We start from the raw sequence: 16,445 nt of genomic DNA, 5'->3' as shown, positions 1-16,445 counted from the left end.
GGGCGCCCGAGGACCGGAGCGGTCCCTGGCGGCCAGGCCCAAGGATGGACCCCCGCGGGCGCCCCGCAACCGACCGTCAAGACACCTGACCGGGTCAGGGGGCCGGGTTGATGAGGATCTCGGCCATCATCCCCAGCTCGGCGTGCTCGAGGTTGTGGCAGTGGGCCATCCAGCGGCCCGGGTTGTCGAGGTAGGCCGTGATCAACACATCGCTCCAGGCCGTGACGAGCACGGTGTCCTTCAGGCCCGGGTTGGCCGTGCCGGCGATCTCGAAGAACTGCCCGTGGAGGTGGAAGGGGTGCTCGTGATCCGACTCGTTACGCAGACGCAGGGAGACGGTGTCCCCCTCCTCGAAGGTGTAGATCGGCCGCATGGGGTTGGTGCGCCCGTTGATCCGCCACTCCAGGCCGTCGTCCCCCTGCACCAGGTCGAAGATCATCTCCTCCCAGCGATCGATGGCGCGCTCGGGGAAGTCCGCCATCGGCGCCCAGACGATCTCGGTGGGGGCCCGGCGGGTGTCGAGGACGGAGACCGAGAAGCTCTCCTCCACCACCATGACGTGGTTGCCCTGCATGTCGTGGTTCGTCATGCGGTTGACGAGGGTCACTCGCCCCGGGGTCTCGTAGTGGACCTGCAGGTCGTAGCGCTGCCCCGTGGTGAGGGTGAGCCGGCTGGTGCGGTAGGGCTCCGGGAGGCGCCCCCCGTCGGTGCCCACCACCCAGAAGGAGGCCCCCGCCACGGTGAGGACCATGGTCCGGGCGTTGGCGCTGTTCACGAGGCGCCAGCGCTCCACCTGGCCCACCTCGGCCTCGGCCGTGACGGTCCCCCCGAGCTGGCCGTTGGTCAGCATCACGTTGCCCTGGCGGCCGTGGCGCTGCTCCATCGGCGTCGCCAGGAAGGGGGGAGGGTTCCCGTCCATCCCCAGGAGCAGGTCGTCGAGCACGAGCACCCGCTCGAGATCGAAGTGGGGATCGGCCGGGTCGTGGACCACCAGCGCGCCCTGGAGGCCGCGCTCGACGCCCACGTTCGAGCGGACGTGGGGGTGGTACCAGTAGGTGCCCGCGTCCGGGACGACGAAGCGGTACTCGAAGGAGCCGCCGGGCTCGACCGGATCCTGGATCCGGGGCGAGCCGTCCATCTGGTCGGAGATCCGCAGGCCGTGCCAGTGGATCGTCTGCGGCGTGTCGAGGTCGTTGAAGAAGTGCACGACGACCTCGTCACCGACCTTCGCCTCGATCCGCGGGCCCGGGAAGAGCCCGTTGTAGGTGAACATCGGCAGGACCTTGCCGCCGCCCAGATCGAGGGCGCGCTCCTCGGCCCGCAGCGACACCTCCACCACGTCGGGGTCGGGATCGAGATCCTCGGCGGCCACCCCGCCCCACATCAGGGGCGGGAGGGCGAGGACCGGCTCCTCGACGGGCGGCATGGCGGCCGGCCCGCAGGCGAGGCTGGCCGAGGCCAGGAAGACACAGATCGACGAGCGCGTCAGAGACGCGGGACGGACGTGGAAGGACCCCAATTCTTCTTCTCCCCGGCTGGTTCGGCCCCCCCGAGACCCCCGTGGTCGCGCCCTAGCTTGGTGCCCGCCCGGAATTCTGCAACTCGGGGCTCGTCAGGGGCCCCCCGAGTCACTAAACATATGTACCGTAGTTGCTCCTGCCGGCCGCGGGCCTTGGCTAGGGGCTGCAGCGGATCCTAAGAGGAGCGAGCGAGAGCGAGATCATGGAGCCCGATACCATCGTCATCCGGGGCGCCCGGGAGCACAACCTGAAGGGCATCGACGTCACCCTGCCCAAGAAGCAGCTGGTGGTCCTCACCGGTGTCTCGGGCTCGGGCAAGTCCTCGCTGGCCTTCGACACCCTCTACGCCGAGGGACAGCGCCGCTACGTGGAGAGCCTCTCCTCCTATGCCCGGCAGTTCCTGGGGCAGATGGAGAAGCCCCACTTCGAGACCATCAAGGGTCTCTCGCCGACCATCGCCATCGAGCAGAAGGCGGCCTCCAACAACCCCCGCTCCACCGTCGGGACCATCACCGAGATCCACGACTACCTGCGGGTGCTCTTCGCCAGCATCGGCGTGCAGTACTGCCACCAGTGCGGGCAGCGGGTCGGCAAGCAGGGCGCCCAGCAGATCGTCGAGGAGATCGAGGCCATGGAGGCCGGGCAGCGCGCCTACCTCCTGGCCCCCATCGCCGTCGCCCGGAAGGGCGAGCACCGCGAGCTGCTGGCCGACGTGAAGAACCAGGGCTTCGCCCGGGTGCGCGTCGACGGCGCGCTCCACCGCCTCGACGAGGAGATCACCCTCGAGAAGAAGAAGAAGCACACCATCGAGATCGTGGTCGATCGCCTGGTCATCGGCAGCAGCCAGAAGGCCCGCCTCACCGACTCGGTCGAGACGGCCCTGAAGGCGGGCGGCGGAACGATCAGCGTGGCCACCGTCGACGACGCGGGAGCCTTCGTGGCCGAGGGCGAGCGGGTCTTCTCCGCCCACCTCGCCTGCACCACCTGCGGCATCTCCTTCCCGGAGCTGCGCCCCCACACCTTCTCCTTCAACTCGCCCCTGGGCTTCTGCGAGTCCTGCAACGGCCTGGGCACGCGCAACGAGATGGATCCCGACCTCATCGTCCCGGACCCCACCCGCTCCATCCGCGAGGGCGCGGTCGAGCCCTGGGCCTCGGCGATGGTGCGCGAGGAGGGCTGGACCTTCGACTTCATCACCGCCCTCACCGACGCCTACGAGATCGACCTCGACCGGCCCTGGGAGAAGCTCGCCGCGGGCAAGCGCGAGCTGATCCTCCACGGCACCTACGGCGAGCAGGTCGCGGTGAAGAGCCGCCACCGGCGCCGGCGGGTGCGCTTCGAGGGCGTGGTGAACCGCCTGATGCGGCGCTTCAAGGAGACCACCTCCGACGGGATGCGGAAGTACTACCTCAAGTACTTCTCCACCAAGCCCTGCCACGACTGCGAGGGCGGGCGCCTGCGCCCCGAGAGCCAGGCGGTGCGGGTCGGCGGCCGCTCGATCATCGAGATCTCCTCGATGACCATCCGCGACGCCAAGCACTTCTTCGAGACCATCGAGCTGACCGAGACCGAGACCGTCATCGCCAGCGAGCTCCTCAAGGAGATCGGCGGCCGCCTGCGCTTCCTCCACGACGTGGGCCTCGGCTACCTCACCCTCGATCGCGCCGGCCCCTCCCTCTCCGGCGGCGAGGCCCAGCGGATCCGCCTGGCCAGCCAGCTGGGCTCGGAGCTGACCGGCGTCATCTACGTCCTCGACGAGCCCTCGATCGGCCTCCACGCCCGGGACAACGGCCGCCTGCTGCGCACCCTCGAGCGCCTGCGGGACATCGGCAACTCCGTGCTGGTGGTCGAGCACGACCAGGAGACCATGGAGGCCGCCGACTACCTCGTGGACTTCGGCCCCGGCGCCGGTCGCCTCGGCGGCGAGGTCGTGGCCGCGGGCACCCCCGAGGAGGTGAAGGCCCATCCTCGCTCCCTCACCGGCGCCTTCCTGACGGGCAGGGAGAGCATCGAGATCCCCGAGGAGCGGCGCGCGATCGGACCGGAGAGCATCCAGATCCTCGGCGCCACCGAGCACAACCTCAAGGACGTCGACGTCACCATCCCCCTGGGCGGGCTGGTCGCCGTCACCGGCGTCTCGGGCGCGGGGAAGTCCACCCTCGTCACCCAGATCCTCATCCCCCAGCTGATGCGCACCCTCCACGCCTCCCGGGTGGTGGTGGGCAAGCACAAGGCGGTCGCCGGCCTCGAACACCTCGACAAGGTCATCCACATCGACCAGAAGCCCATCGGCCGGACGCCTCGCTCCAACCCGGCGACCTACACCAAGGTCTTCGACGCCATCCGCAAGGTCTTCGCCACGACCCCCGAGGCGAGGGCCTACGGCTACCAGCCCGGCCGCTTCTCCTTCAACGTGAAGGGCGGGCGCTGCGACGCCTGCAGCGGCGACGGGGTGCGGATGGTCGAGATGCACTTCCTCGCCGACGTCTACGTCCCCTGCGAGGTCTGCAACGGGCTGCGCTTCAACGAGGCCACCCTGCGGGTCCGCTACAAGGGGAAGAACATCGCCGAGGTCCTCGAGATGTCGGTGAACGAGGCCCTCGAGCACTTCGCGGCCCACAAGGAGATCGTGAAGATCCTGCGCACCCTCGAGGACGTGGGCCTCGGCTACATCCACCTCGGCCAGCCCTCCCCCACCCTCTCCGGCGGCGAGGCCCAGCGGGTGAAGCTCTCTCGCGAGCTGGCGCGGGCCTCCACCGGCCGGACCCTCTACGTCCTCGACGAGCCCACCACCGGCCTGCACTTCGCCGACATCCAGAAGCTGCTCGGCGTCCTCGACCGCCTGGTCGACGCGGGCAACACCGTGCTGGTGATCGAGCACAACCTCGACGTCATCAAGTGCGCGGACTGGATCATCGACCTGGGCCCCGAGGGCGGCGACGAGGGCGGCGAGATCGTCGCCGTCGGCACCCCCGAGGAGGTCGCCGGCTTCGCGCAGAGCCACACCGGCGAGGCGCTGCGGGCGCTCTTGCCCGGGGCGAAGCGCAGCCCCCGCAAGAAGGCAGCCCGGAGGGCCCGCCGTTGAGCCTGCGGCGGGGGCTCGGGCTCTACCTCCTCGCCGTCGTCGTCCTCTGCGAGCTCGCCACCCTCCTCCTCCTCCTCGGGCTCCCCCTCCCGGTGACGCCGGGGGTGGTGGGGATCCTCCTCGCCGGCCCGGGCCTCGCCCTGGCCCTGCTCTGGCGTCGCCTCGGCCACCCCCTCGAGGGCGGCCCCGGCGGCGGCTGGGCCCTGGCCGGGGTGATCAACGTGCTGTGCTGGGGCTCGTCCTACTTCGTGCTCGGGGCGCTCATCCCCGAGAGCCGCCACCACACCCTGCCCGACCCCGTCCTCTCCTGGCTGCCGGTGACCCCCGCCTTCTCGGTGATCTACGTCGCGGTCCACCCCTTCAACGCCCTGCCCTGGTTCCTCCACCCCAGCGCGGCTGCGCTGAAGCGGCTGGCGCTGGCCATGGGCCTGATGCTCGGAGTGAGCGTGGCCGTCTGGCTCGCCTGGCCGGTGGCGACGATCCGCGTCCTGCCCCCGGAAGGGGCGGGCGACCTGGGCAGCTGGGTGCTCGGCCAGGTCTACGCCACCGACCCGGCGGCCAACTGCCTACCCTCGGCCCACTGCGCGCTGGCCACCTGCGGCGCCCTCTCCCTGCGCGGCACCCACCGGGGGCTGGGGCTCTGGGCCGGGATCACCTGCGCGATCATCTGCCTCTCCACCCTCTTCACCCACCAGCACTACCTCCTCGACGTGCTCTCCGGCGTGGGCCTGGGCATCGGCGCCTGGTGGGCCGCCGGCCGCCTCCCGGCCCGCTGATCAGTCGTCCGCCGAGCTCGCGAAGCTCAGGGGGTACCTCACCTTGCCGAGCCCCTTCGCGGTGGCCGGGAAGAGCCAGCGCCCCATCGCCTCCCGGACGCAGCGGTCGAGCTCCGGGACCCCGATCTCGTCCTCGGCGATGGTCACGTCCCGGGTCCGCCCGGAGGGGGCGACGCCCCACTCCACGGTCAGCTTGCCCTCCGCGTCCGGGTGGTCCGCCAGGATCTTCTCGTAGCAGTTCCGCACCTCGCCGAGGCGCTCCCGGATGATCCGGACCATGGTCTCGGACGAGGGCTCCGGCACCTTGCGGACCAGCAGGTCGAGGAGGGCCTCGTCGACCGACGCCACCAGCGCATCCAGATCGTCGGCATCCCGGTAGACCCGGGAGACGACCCCCTCGGCGCCATCGACCCGCTCGAGGTTGAGCATCAGCTTCGAGCCCAGGGCCCCGACCGCGCCGCGGATGACGTGCGCACCCTCCCCGGCCGCCTCCGTCGAGGGCACGACGCGCACCTCCGCGTTCGGCAATTCGGCCAGCCGGCCCTGGAGGTGCATCCCCATGGCGCGCGCCAGCGAGGCCTCGGTCCCGACGGGCTCCAGCGGGATCAGGCCGATCCGCATCGTACCCGCGCGGTCGGCCAGGACCTGGCGCAGCTCCTCGCGAGGCGAAGGGGCTGGCGCCGCCGTGGTCCCAGGCTCCCGGCCCAGGATCGTCAGGAGGACGCCCACCGCGACCACCGCGAGCGCGGCGGCCACCCCCCAGGCTCTCGAGCGCGGGCCGGACCTCGGCGCCGCCGGCGACGGAGCGGAGAGGCCCGGCTCGATCCGGACCCGATAGAGCTCGACCGGGTGCTGGATGTTCTTCAGGGTCCGCTGCCCCATCGACTCCAGGACGAACTCGGGGTGGGCCGCCACCATGTCCCGGACCGTCTGCGAGACGCAGAGCCCGCCCGGATCGGCGAGGGGCTCGAGGCGGGAGGCGATGTTCACTCCGTCGCCGAAGGCGTCCCCGTCGCGCAAGCTGACGTCGCCGACGTGGAGCCCCATGCGCACCAGGATCCGGCGCTCCTCGGGGAGCTCGCGGTTGCGCTCGGCCAGCGCCCGTTGCCCCTCCACCGCGGCCCGCACCCCGTCCCGGGCGCTCTCGAAGATCGCCAGGATGGCGTCCCCGATGAACTTGATGATCTCGCCACCGTGGCGCTCGATCACGGGCACGAGGATGGCGTTGTGCTCCTCGAGGAGGGAGAGCGCCAGGGGCTCGTCCCGGCCCATCAGGGCCGAGTAGCCCTTGATGTCCGTGAACAGGATCGCTCGGGTCTTGTGGCCGGCTACCGTCAGGCGAGCCTAGCCCAGAACCGAGTTGGTTTCCCGGCGGGCGGGGCCGCCTACTTCCAGCGCGCTTCCTGCCAGACGCCGAGGCCGGCGGCCTGCACCGGCGCCTGGGCGCGGCGGTAGGCGCGGCCCCGGGGGTGGGGGTACTTCCAGCCGTAGTCGGCGCAGAAGCCCTCCTCGATCATCACCTGGCCGAAGTCCCGGCCGTCGGGGAGGCGGACGTAGCGCAAGGGGCGGCCGAAGCGGCCGGCGCCGCACTTGCCCTCACACTCGAGGGTCACCTGCTGGTGCTTGAGGAGGGCAGCGGCCCGCTTCGCGGCCTTCATCCCCCAGGGGATCTGCCAGGCGCAGCCGGTCTTGTCGGCCTTGCACTTGCGGTTGCGCTTCGACTCCGGGCAGTCGATGCCGAGCACCCGGATGGTCAGCTTCTCGCCACCCGCGCGGACCTTGATCGTGTCTCCGTCGAGGACCTTGTCCACGTAGGCCAGCTCCAGGCTGGTGCCGTGGCTGGCGGCGCGGGGCGTGGCGCGCAGCTCCGGGCGGGCAGGCGCGGGCGGCGCCGCCTCACCCTCGCCGTGGCAGTGCCGCTCCCCGGCCGAGAGGCCGTACTGCTCGCACTTGGTCCGGCAGGTGTGGCAGCCCTCGGCGTCGCGCCCGCCGGGGTGCGCGAGCGCCAGGCCCGCGATGGCGTTCGAGAGGGCGAGCACCAGGGTAGCCCGCCGCCTCGCGGAGGTGGGACCGAGGCGTGGCTGCGGTTGGACACCGATCATCGAGCCCCTTTCTATCACTCCCGCCTCAGAGGAAGTCGGGGTGTGACGCCGAAGGCAGATCGGCGCCCCCCGATGCGCTATCATTCGTTGCTCGAGTCCGGGCGATCAGGGGAGAGACCCCTCGCTCGCCTCGATTCGAGGCCCACTCCCCGGGAATCCGAGGGGACTCTTCGCGTGCGCTCCAGAGAAGACGAAACCGAGCTGACCCACTCCCGAGAGATCCTCGGCGCCGTCGATGCGCTGGTGCTGGTGACCGACGAGGCCCTGACACTGCACTACGCCAACCAGGCCGCCCGCGAGCTCCTGGGAGACGAGGTGGCGCGGATCTTCTCCGACGCGCCCTGGGAGGAGGTTCCCCGGAGGCTCTCCGCGAGCACCGCGGGTGACACCCTCGCGCTGGAGACGACTCTGATCGACGTCGGCGGAGCCCGGCACCAGGTGGCCTGGAGCATCCGGGAGCCCTCTCTGCCGGGGCAAGCGCGGCGCTTCGTCTGCACCGGGCTGGACGTGACCGAGCTGCGCGAGAGCGAGGAGCGCTACCGCTGGCTCTCCTCGTCGACCATCGAGGGGATCACCATTCACGAGCGCGGGGTGATCCAGGACGTCAACGCCCGCTGCTCGGAGATGTGGGGCTACACGATCGAGGAGATGATCGGGCGCTCGGTGCTGGACTTCGCGACCGAGGCCTCCCGGCCGATCATCCTCGATCGCATCAAAGCCGGCCTGGAGGGCCCCTATGAGGTGGTCGGGCAGCGCAAGGATGGCAGCACCTTCCCCCTCGAGATCGTCACCCGGCACACCCAGTACCGGGGGAAGCTCGCGCGGGTCGCCGGTCTGCGCGACATCAGCGAGCGCAAGCGGATCGAGCACGAGCACGCGCAGCTCGAGGCGCGGATCCGTCAGGCGCAGCGGATGGAGGCCGTGGGCATCCTGGCCGGGGGCGTGGCCCACGACTTCAACAACCTGCTCTCGGTGATCATGGGGCTCTCCGACGTGCTGGCCCTCTCACCGGAGGCGAGCCCCCAGATGCGCGAGGATCTCGGGCGCATCCAGGAGGCCGCCAACCTGGGCTCCCGCCTGACCCGTGAGCTGCTCCTCTTCGCGCGCCCCGAGCCCGCGGCCGACGAGGGCGTGGACGTGGCCGCCTGCCTGCACAAGGTCGCGGGACTGATCCGCCAGCAGGCGCGGCGAGAGCTCACCCTGGAGATCAGCCTCCCCGACGAGGTCTGGGCGGCCTCGGGCCGCACCACCCACGTCGAGCAGGTCCTGCTCAACATCTGCATCAACGCTCGCGACGCGATGCCGGAGGGCGGCTCGCTGCTCCTCGAGGCAGGCAACGTCCAGCTCCAGACCTCGCGCGCGGTCTCGAGCGGCACCCTCCCCGCCGGCGACTACGTCTGCCTCTCGGTGACCGACTCCGGTGAGGGTATGGACGAGGACACCCTGGCGAAGCTCTTCGAGCCCTTCTACTCCACGCGGCGCGCAGAGGGCCGCTCCGGGCTGGGCCTGGCGGTCGTCTTCGGGCTGGTCACGGGCTGCGGGGGCGGCGTCCAGGTCGAGTCCCGCCCCGGGGAGGGCACCCGCTTCGACGTCTACCTGCCGCGCAGCCGCCGGAGGGGGTCGGAGAGCGCGCCGTCCGAGCCCGAGGTCGGCCAGGCGCGGGGCAGGACCATCGCCGTCGTCGAGGATCAACCCGACGTGTTGGGCGTCATCGTCCGGGTGCTCGAGATGGCCGGGCACCGGGTCCTGGCTGCGTCCAGCGGCCTCGAGGCCGAGGCGCTCTTCTCGGCGCGCGGCGACGAGGTCGAGCTGCTCGTCTGCGACGTCATCATGCCGGGGCTCTCGGGCCCGGAGCTGATCCGCCGCCTCGCGACGACCTACCCCGACCTCCCGGTGCTCTACATCTCCGGCTACTCCGACCAGGCCCTGGATCTCCACGACCTCACGGGCGCCGACCTCCTCGCCAAGCCCTTCCGGCCGGTGGACCTCCTGGCGAAGGTCGAGACCCTCCTCGCCTGAAGGGCGATTTCGTCGAAGACCGTGGCCCTCCACCAATCCGGGAGCTACCCTGCGACCACGATGAGCGATTCGGACAGGCTGGTGAAGCTCCTCTCGGCGCAGTCCACCCGCGTCCGCACGGCGGCGGCCGTGGTGGTGGCCGAGCTGGGCATCAAGACCGACCCCGCCCGGGCGGCCCTCCTGGAGATGGCGCTGGGGGGCGACCCGGCCCAGCAGCTCCCCGCCCTCGAGGCCCTGGCGGTGGTCGGCACCAAGAAGACCGCCGAGTCGATCCTGCCCCTGCTCGAGGGCGGCCCCCGGGAGGTGCGCAAGGCCGCCGTGCACGCCCTGGAGGGCATCGGCAAGAGCATCGTCCCCCTGATCAAGGCCCGCCTCGAGGCCGCCGGGCCCGAGGAGCGCCGCCTGCTCTCGGAGGTGCTCGGCAGCCTCGGGGGCAAGGACGCCTTCTCGACCCTCCTCGACTCCTTCCTCGACGAGGACGAGGAGGAGACCCGCCGCGCCGCGGTGGCGGCCCGGCAGACCCTGCGGGAGCTGAAGGAGGAAGATCGCAAGACGACCCTGGGGCAGGCCAAGCGCTTCCTCACCTCCAAGCGGGCCAAGGAGAGCGCCGCCGCCCGGGCCGCGGCGGTGAAGCTCATCGGCTACCTCGAGGAGCCGACGACCGTCCCCCTCCTCCTCGAGCACGCGGTGGCCAAGGCCGAGGCGATCGAGGTGCGCCAGGAGGCGCTCCTGGCTCTGCGCTTCGCCCTGGCCAAGTCCCGGAACGCGAAGGACCAGAGCAAGCTGGCCCTCGAGCTCCTGAGCGTGATCGAGACCGCGCCCCCCGAGGTGGGCCGCATGGCCCGGGACACCCTGGCCTTCGTCCCCCTCCCCTCCGGCGCGCGGGCCCGCCTCATTCGCCTGATGGAGCACAGCGACGAGTCCATCGGCCTCTTCGCCCTGGAGGCCCTGGCCGGCGCCGAGACGACGCCGGTGAGCGAGGGCCTGGTGTCGGTCCTCCTCAACACCGGCGGCAAGCGGGCCGAGCGCGCCGCCGAGCTGCTCGGCCAGCGCTCCGGAGCCGCCGCGGCCCTGGGCAAGGCCCTCTTCGAGGCGAAGGACGAGGCCACCCTCGAGCGGCTGGTGACCGCCCTGCTCCCCCACGCCGGGAAGCTCGAGGCCCGCCTGACCACCCGGATCTCGAAGAAGGCCGTGGAGACCCTCGAGGAGGACGCGAAGGCCGCGGCCCCCTGGCTGACCGTCGCCTTCGCCGCCGACCCCTCGGCCCTGGCCAAGCAGCTTCGCGCCGGGGCGGCCGCGCACAAGAAGGCCCGTCGCCTCAAGCCAGCGACGGTGCTCCTGGAGGCCCTCTGCCGGACCCCGGCCTGCACCACCGACGACCGCTACCTCCTGGCCAGCCTGCAGCTGCGCCAGAGCGCCCGGGACCCTCGCTCCTCGGCCCGCGCCCGGGACGCCTGCCTGCAGACCATCGAGAGGCTGGCCGCCGACGGCTTCGACATCGAGAAGGCCCTGCGCGCCGATCGCAGCCTCGACCTCGAGATGCTCTACTACGTCGGCTTCCACCTCCTCGGCGAGGAGGACCCCATCGGCGCCGGCCTCCTCGAGACCGTCGTGCAGAAGGCCGGGCGCAAGAAGATCGGCCGCTCGGCCAAGAAGCTCCTGGCGAAGGCCGCCGAGCTCTAGCCAGACCTCAGCTCCGCAGCGCGATCAGGGTGCGGAGGGTGGCCACCAGGCGGGCCAGGGTCACCGGCTTGTCGAGGTAGATGTCGGCGCCGGCCTTCAGCGCCTCGATCTTCGCCTCCTCGCCGCCGGCGCTCACGGCCAGCACCGGGATGGCGCGGAGGTTCGGCTCGGCCCGCATCTGCCGGATCAGGGCCGGCCCGGAGAGCACCGGCAGGATCTGGTCGACGATCGCCAGGTGCACCGGGGCGGCCCGCAGGATCTCCAGGGCCTCCGCGCCGTCACCCGCGGTGGTGACCACGACCTCCTCCTTCTCGCTGCGCTCCTTCGAGAACTTCCGGATCGCATGGGTGAAGAGCCCGATGACCACCTGGTTGTCCTCGACCAGGAGCAGCTGGAGGGGACCGCCGGTCATCGGCCGGGGCCGCTCCAGGCGCTCGGTGAGGGCCGCGAAGATCTCGGCGGTGATGGGGTTGGAGAGATCCAGCTCGATCCCCATCCCCGACTGCTCGCCGCTGCCGATGTCGTCCTCCAGCCGGCGCCAGCGCACGACGCCCGAGAGGGTGAGCGGCTCGAGGAAGCCAGGCATCGAGATGGTCAGCGAGAGGGTGCTCCCCACCTCCAGCGGCTGGATGCTGCGGACGAAGAGGCCCCCGCTCCCGAGGTTCGTCAGGTAGTCGTCCGCGAGCGTGCCCGGATCGTCGTACTCGACCCGGAGCAAGACCTCGGTGCGTACCCCTCGACGTTGTTCCCTGGGATCCGACATACGGCACCCCGATCCTTATCAGCTTCTCGACCCCGGCGGATCACCTCATGGTGAGTCCCCGGGATCCCGCGCGTCGTGAGCGGTGCGCAGGAGCGCGCCGCTCTCCCGGAGCAGGGCCGGGGCCAGCTCCCCGAAGTAGTCTGCCACCGTGTCGAAGCGCTCGATGATCGCCTCCCGGCTGCCCTCCCTGACGAGCGTGAGCAGACCGTCCAGGGTCTCCCGGTAGGCCTCCAGCAGCGCCGGCAGGCCCGAGGCCGAGAGGATGATGTCGGCGTAGAGGTCGGGGCTCTGGGCGAAGAGGCGGCCGACCATGGCCAGCTCGAGGCGGTAGATCGGCGAGGAGAGGCGCTGGAGCTCGTCGAGGTCGGCCTGCTGGCGGGCGAGGAAGGCCCCGTAGATCAGGGTGGTGAAGTGGCGCATGGCCTGGATCAGCTCCATGGCCCGGTCGTGCCCCTCGGGGGCCTCCTTGCGTAGCACCGCCCCCCAGAGCGCGAGCTGGTCCAGGAGCCAGCGGCAGGCGCCGGGCTCCCGACCCTCGCAGACCACGACGACCTGCTTGGCCAGGCTGCGCACGTCCGGTCCGAACATCGGGTGCAGGCCGACCACCGGGCCGGCGTGCGCCGCGAGCATCGCCGAGAGGGGCGCCCGCTTCACCGAGGTGAGGTCCGCCAGGACGCAGTCCGGGGGAAGGGGGGGCAGCCGCTCGATGACCTCGAGGGTCCGGTCGATGGGGACCGCCACCAGCACCAGCCCGGCCCCCGCGACCCGCCCGGCGGCCTCCGGCCAGTCCTCGACCTCCAGGATCCGAACGGGGTAGCCCGAGCGCTCGAAGAAGGAGGCGAAGAGCCGGCCGAGCTGCCCGGCGCCGCCGACGATCACCACCGGCCGCCCGGCGTCCCCGGTGGCCGAGAAGCTCCCCTCCTGGCTGGCGTAGGAGTCCCGCATCACCCGGCGCAGGAGGTCCTCGATCAGCTCGGGCGCCAGCCCGGCCTCGGCAGCCTGCTCCCGCCGCCGGGCCAGCAGGGCGGCCTCGCGCTCCGGGGCGTAGAGGGGGAGACCCTCGGCCTCCTTGACCTGCCCCACCCGCGCCGTGAGCCGGGCCCGCTCGACGAGCAGCTGGATCAGCTGCGCGTCGATCGCGTCGATCTGCCCCCGCAGCTCGGAGAGGCTGTCGGCCAACTAGATCTTCAGCCGCGCCGAGAGGGTGAAGGTGGCGGTGTTCATCGAGAGGCCACCGGGGGTGCGCCACTGATCGTCGACGATGTCCAGGCCGAACTGCACCGCGTTCTGCATGATGCCCACCGCGACCCCGATGTCGAACACCAGGCGGTACTCGGGGTTGCTGTAGGCCTTGTGGAAGGTCACGCCGCCGTGCAGCTGAGCCCAGTCGGTGAGGATCATCACGTCCTGCAGCCGGATCTGCCCGCCGGTGTAGGGGTTCCAGTTGTAGTCATCGGCGTTGGGCTGGACCATCGTCGAGTAGCGCCCGAAGACGATCTGCAGGGGCACGCCGAGGTAGGTGAGGATGTGCTTCCCGTCGGCCAGGGTCACGTCGCCGGTGAAGGTCGGCAGGGTGCTGGCCTGCAGGCGGACGATGGTCCCCGTGGGATAGCCGGTGCAGCCGCTCTGGCAGACGCCGTCGAACTCGCTGATCAGCTCGGCCCGGGCCACCGCGATCTGGAACATGGGCGCGCCCATGCCCAGGTAGGCCTCCGAGCCGAGCTTGTAGGGCATCATCGGGTACTCGGTGATGCCGGTGTAGAGATCGACCTTGGCCTTGAAGGTCAGGCCGTACCACCACCGCCACGACTTCTTCACGTTGCCGCCGAAGTAGAGCAGCAGCGGATCATCGTAGTGCTCTCGCCCCGTCACGGGCTCCGGGTAGTGGGCGCCCCCGGTCTCGGCGGCCATGCCGGTGCCGACGGTGGCGTGCCACTTCACGTCCTCGACCCACTCCGGGCGCTCCATCTGAGCGCGAGCAGGCGAGGAGACGAGGAGGAGCGCCAGCAGCGCGAGAGCAGCGAAGATCCCCTGGAGCAGCTTCATCGTGTCCCTTTCCCTCGCCGCCCGACCGGGCCTCCTCGGGCGGCATCCAGCCATCGTAGTGGGAGGCCTGGAAGCCAGGCAACTTCGGGGTTCTGCACCTTCGACGAGGTGCGCCTTGACACCGCCCCAATCGGCGCCTACCGAGCGGTGATGAGCGCACACAAATCCTCCAAGATCCGCCCCCGAGAAGCCCTCACCTACCACTCCCGGGGACGCCCGGGGAAAATCGAGGTCGTCCCCACCAAGCCCGTCGCCACGGCCCGGGACCTCTCCCTGGCCTACTCTCCGGGGGTAGCCGAGCCCTGCCTGGAGATCGCCAAAGACCCCTCGAAGGTCTTCGACTACACCGCGCGCGGCAACCTGGTCGCCGTCATCTCCAACGGCACCGCCGTCCTCGGCCTCGGGGACATCGGCCCCGAGGCGGGCAAGCCGGTGATGGAGGGCAAGGGTGTCCTCTTCAAGCGCTTCGCCGACATCGACGTCTTCGACATCGAGGTCGCCGAGACGGACGTGGACGCCTTCTGCAAGGTGGTGAAGGCCCTCGAGCCCACCTTCGGCGGCATCAACCTCGAGGACATCAAGGCCCCCGAGTGCTTCGAGATCGAGGCGCGCCTGCGTGAGGAGATGGACATCCCCGTCTTCCACGACGACCAGCACGGCACCGCCATCATCTCCGGCGCGGCCCTGCTCAACGCCCTCGAGATCGCCGGCAAGAAGATCGAGGAGGTCACGGTGACGGTGAGCGGCGCCGGCGCCTCGGCCCTGGCCTGCGCCCACTTCTACGTCTCCCTCGGGGTGAAGAAGGAGAACATCCTCCTCTGCGACTCGAAGGGCGTGGTGAGCAAGGAGCGCGCCGAGGGCATGAACCCCTACAAGGCGGCCTTCGCCCGGGAGACCGACAAGAAGACCCTCGCCGAGGCGATGGAGGGCGTCGACGTCTTCCTGGGCTGCTCGGTGGCAGGCCTGGTCACCGTCGACATGGTGAAGTCGATGGCGGACCGCCCCCTGGTCTTCGCCCTGGCCAACCCCGACCCGGAGATCCCCTACCCCGACGCCGTCGCCGCCCGCGACGACCTCATCATGGGCACCGGCCGCTCGGACTACCCCAACCAGATCAACAATGTCCTGGGCTTCCCCTTCATCTTCCGCGGTGCCCTCGATGCCCGGGCGACCACGATCACCGAGGGGATGAAGCGCGCCGCCGCCCAGGCCCTGGCGGACCTCGCCCGGCAGGAGGTCCCCGAGTCGGTGACCCGCGCCTACGGTGACCAGCCCTTCCGCTTCGGTCCCGAGTACATCATCCCCAAGCCCTTCGATCCCCGGGTGCTCCTCTGGGTCGCCCCCGCGGTGGCGAAGGCGGCGATGGAGGACGGGGTCGCTCGGCGCGAGCTGGACATCGACGCCTACCGCGAGGCGCTCCACGCCCGGGTCTCCCGCCCCCACGCGGTGATGCAGGCGGTCTTCAACAAGGCCCGCCAGAAGAAGGTGCGCATCGCCTTCCCCGAGGGCGACTCCCCCAAGATCCTCCAGGCCGCCGACATCCTCCTCGCGGAGGGCATCTGCCAGCCGGTCCTGATCGGCTCGCCGGAGAAGATCCGGCAGTTGGCGGAGTCGTCGGGGCTCGGGCTCGAGGGGATCGAGATCGTCGATCCGGACGTCGGAGACACCAAGAAGCGCTACGCCGACCGCTACCACGCGATGCGCGCCCGCCGCGGCGTCCTGCGCAAGGACGTCGAGCACCTGATCCAGAGCCGCAACCTCTTCGCGGCGATGATGCTGGAGGAGGACGCCGTCGACGGGGTCGTCGACGGCCTGAACCGGCACTACGGGGTGAGCATCAAGCCCTACCTCGAGGTGATCAAGGTCAAGCCCGAGGTCCACCACGCCAGCGGCTGCTACATCATGGTCTTCAAGGACAGCATCCGCTTCATCGCCGACGCCACGGTGAACCCGGATCCCGACGCCCGGACCCTCGCCGACATCGCGGTGCGCACGGCTGCCCTGGCGCGCTACTTCGACGTCGAGCCCCGGATCGCCATGCTCTCCTTCGCCAACTTCGGGCGCAGCGACCTCGCCTCGCCCAGGAAGGTGCGAGAGGCGACGGAGATCCTCCACGCGCGGCACCCCGACCTGAACGTGGACGGCGAGATCCAGGTCGACGCTGCCCTGCTGCCCGAGCTGCGCGCGGAGGCCTTCCCCTTCTCGAAGCTCGAGGGCTCGGCCAACGTCCTGGTCTTCCCCAACCTCGACGCCGCCAACATGGCCTACAAGCTGCTCTGGCGACTGGGCGGCGCCGACGCCATCGGCCCGATCCTCACCGGCATGCGCAAGCCGGTGAACATCCTGCAGATGGACTCCGATGTCGACGACATCGTCAACCTCGCGGCCATCACCGCGGTCCGGGCCATCAGCGGCTCCCTGAGCGGCTAGCTCGAGAGCCCGGGAAATCCG

General features: G+C 70.9%; 11 protein-coding genes. 5 read left to right on the top strand and 6 right to left on the bottom strand.

Annotated features, from left to right (window positions below):
• Positions 1-94: 94 nt before the first annotated feature.
• Positions 95-1,519, bottom strand: coding sequence for a multicopper oxidase family protein (locus P1V51_16595; protein ID MDF1564664.1), 1,425 nt, complete (start codon positions 1,517-1,519; stop codon positions 95-97).
• Positions 1,520-1,719: 200 nt separating this feature from the next.
• Between P1V51_16595 and uvrA the strand changes: the two genes are divergently transcribed.
• Together uvrA and P1V51_16585 are read left to right on the top strand one after the other, a co-directional pair.
• On the top strand, positions 1,720-4,605 hold the full coding sequence (uvrA, locus tag P1V51_16590) for an excinuclease ABC subunit UvrA (GenBank protein ID MDF1564663.1): 2,886 nt from the start codon (positions 1,720-1,722) through the stop codon (positions 4,603-4,605).
• On the top strand, positions 4,602-5,381 hold the full coding sequence (locus P1V51_16585) for a phosphatase PAP2 family protein (protein MDF1564662.1): 780 nt from the start codon (positions 4,602-4,604) through the stop codon (positions 5,379-5,381). The genes uvrA and P1V51_16585 overlap by 4 nt, the downstream gene beginning before the upstream one ends.
• On the opposite strand, the gene P1V51_16580 is transcribed toward P1V51_16585, so the two are convergent.
• Both P1V51_16580 and P1V51_16575 read right to left on the bottom strand, forming a co-directional pair.
• A complete protein-coding gene (locus tag P1V51_16580; protein MDF1564661.1) occupies positions 5,382-6,686 on the bottom strand; it encodes an AgmX/PglI C-terminal domain-containing protein in 1,305 nt (434 codons plus the stop codon).
• A gap of 80 nt (positions 6,687-6,766) precedes the next feature.
• Positions 6,767-7,420, bottom strand: a complete 654-nt coding sequence (locus P1V51_16575; protein MDF1564660.1) for a thermonuclease family protein — start codon at positions 7,418-7,420, stop codon at positions 6,767-6,769.
• 237 nt (positions 7,421-7,657) lie between these two features.
• Between P1V51_16575 and P1V51_16570 the strand changes: the two genes are divergently transcribed.
• A complete protein-coding gene (locus P1V51_16570; protein ID MDF1564659.1) occupies positions 7,658-9,502 on the top strand; it encodes a PAS domain S-box protein in 1,845 nt (614 codons plus the stop codon).
• Between the two features lie 60 nt (positions 9,503-9,562).
• Positions 9,563-11,185 (top strand): HEAT repeat domain-containing protein, encoded by a 1,623-nt coding sequence (locus P1V51_16565; protein MDF1564658.1) that lies wholly within the window; start codon positions 9,563-9,565, stop codon positions 11,183-11,185.
• A gap of 7 nt (positions 11,186-11,192) precedes the next feature.
• Here the strand turns inward: P1V51_16565 and P1V51_16560 are convergent, their stop codons facing one another.
• The 3 genes from P1V51_16560 to P1V51_16550 are packed head-to-tail and all read right to left on the bottom strand — an operon-like array spanning position 11,193 to position 13,994.
• On the bottom strand, positions 11,193-11,948 hold the full coding sequence (locus P1V51_16560) for a response regulator (protein ID MDF1564657.1): 756 nt from the start codon (positions 11,946-11,948) through the stop codon (positions 11,193-11,195).
• Between the two features lie 45 nt (positions 11,949-11,993).
• The gene (gene tyrA, locus P1V51_16555; protein ID MDF1564656.1) at positions 11,994-13,127 is read right to left on the bottom strand and encodes a bifunctional chorismate mutase/prephenate dehydrogenase; all 1,134 of its coding nucleotides are present in this window, start codon (positions 13,125-13,127) and stop codon (positions 11,994-11,996) included.
• Entirely contained in the window at positions 13,128-13,994 is an 867-nt protein-coding gene (locus P1V51_16550) for a hypothetical protein (GenBank protein MDF1564655.1), read from the bottom strand. It abuts the gene before it with no gap.
• A 150-nt stretch (positions 13,995-14,144) separates the two neighbouring features.
• Between P1V51_16550 and P1V51_16545 the strand changes: the two genes are divergently transcribed.
• Positions 14,145-16,424: an NADP-dependent malic enzyme gene (locus P1V51_16545; GenBank protein ID MDF1564654.1), complete on the top strand. Its 2,280-nt coding sequence runs from the start codon at positions 14,145-14,147 to the stop codon at positions 16,422-16,424.
• The last annotated feature ends 21 nt before the right edge of the window (positions 16,425-16,445 follow it).

Source organism: Deltaproteobacteria bacterium (genome assembly GCA_029210625.1).
GTDB lineage: Bacteria > Myxococcota > Myxococcia > SLRQ01 > SLRQ01 > JARGFU01.
This window is presented reverse-complemented; position numbering and strand designations above follow the sequence as displayed.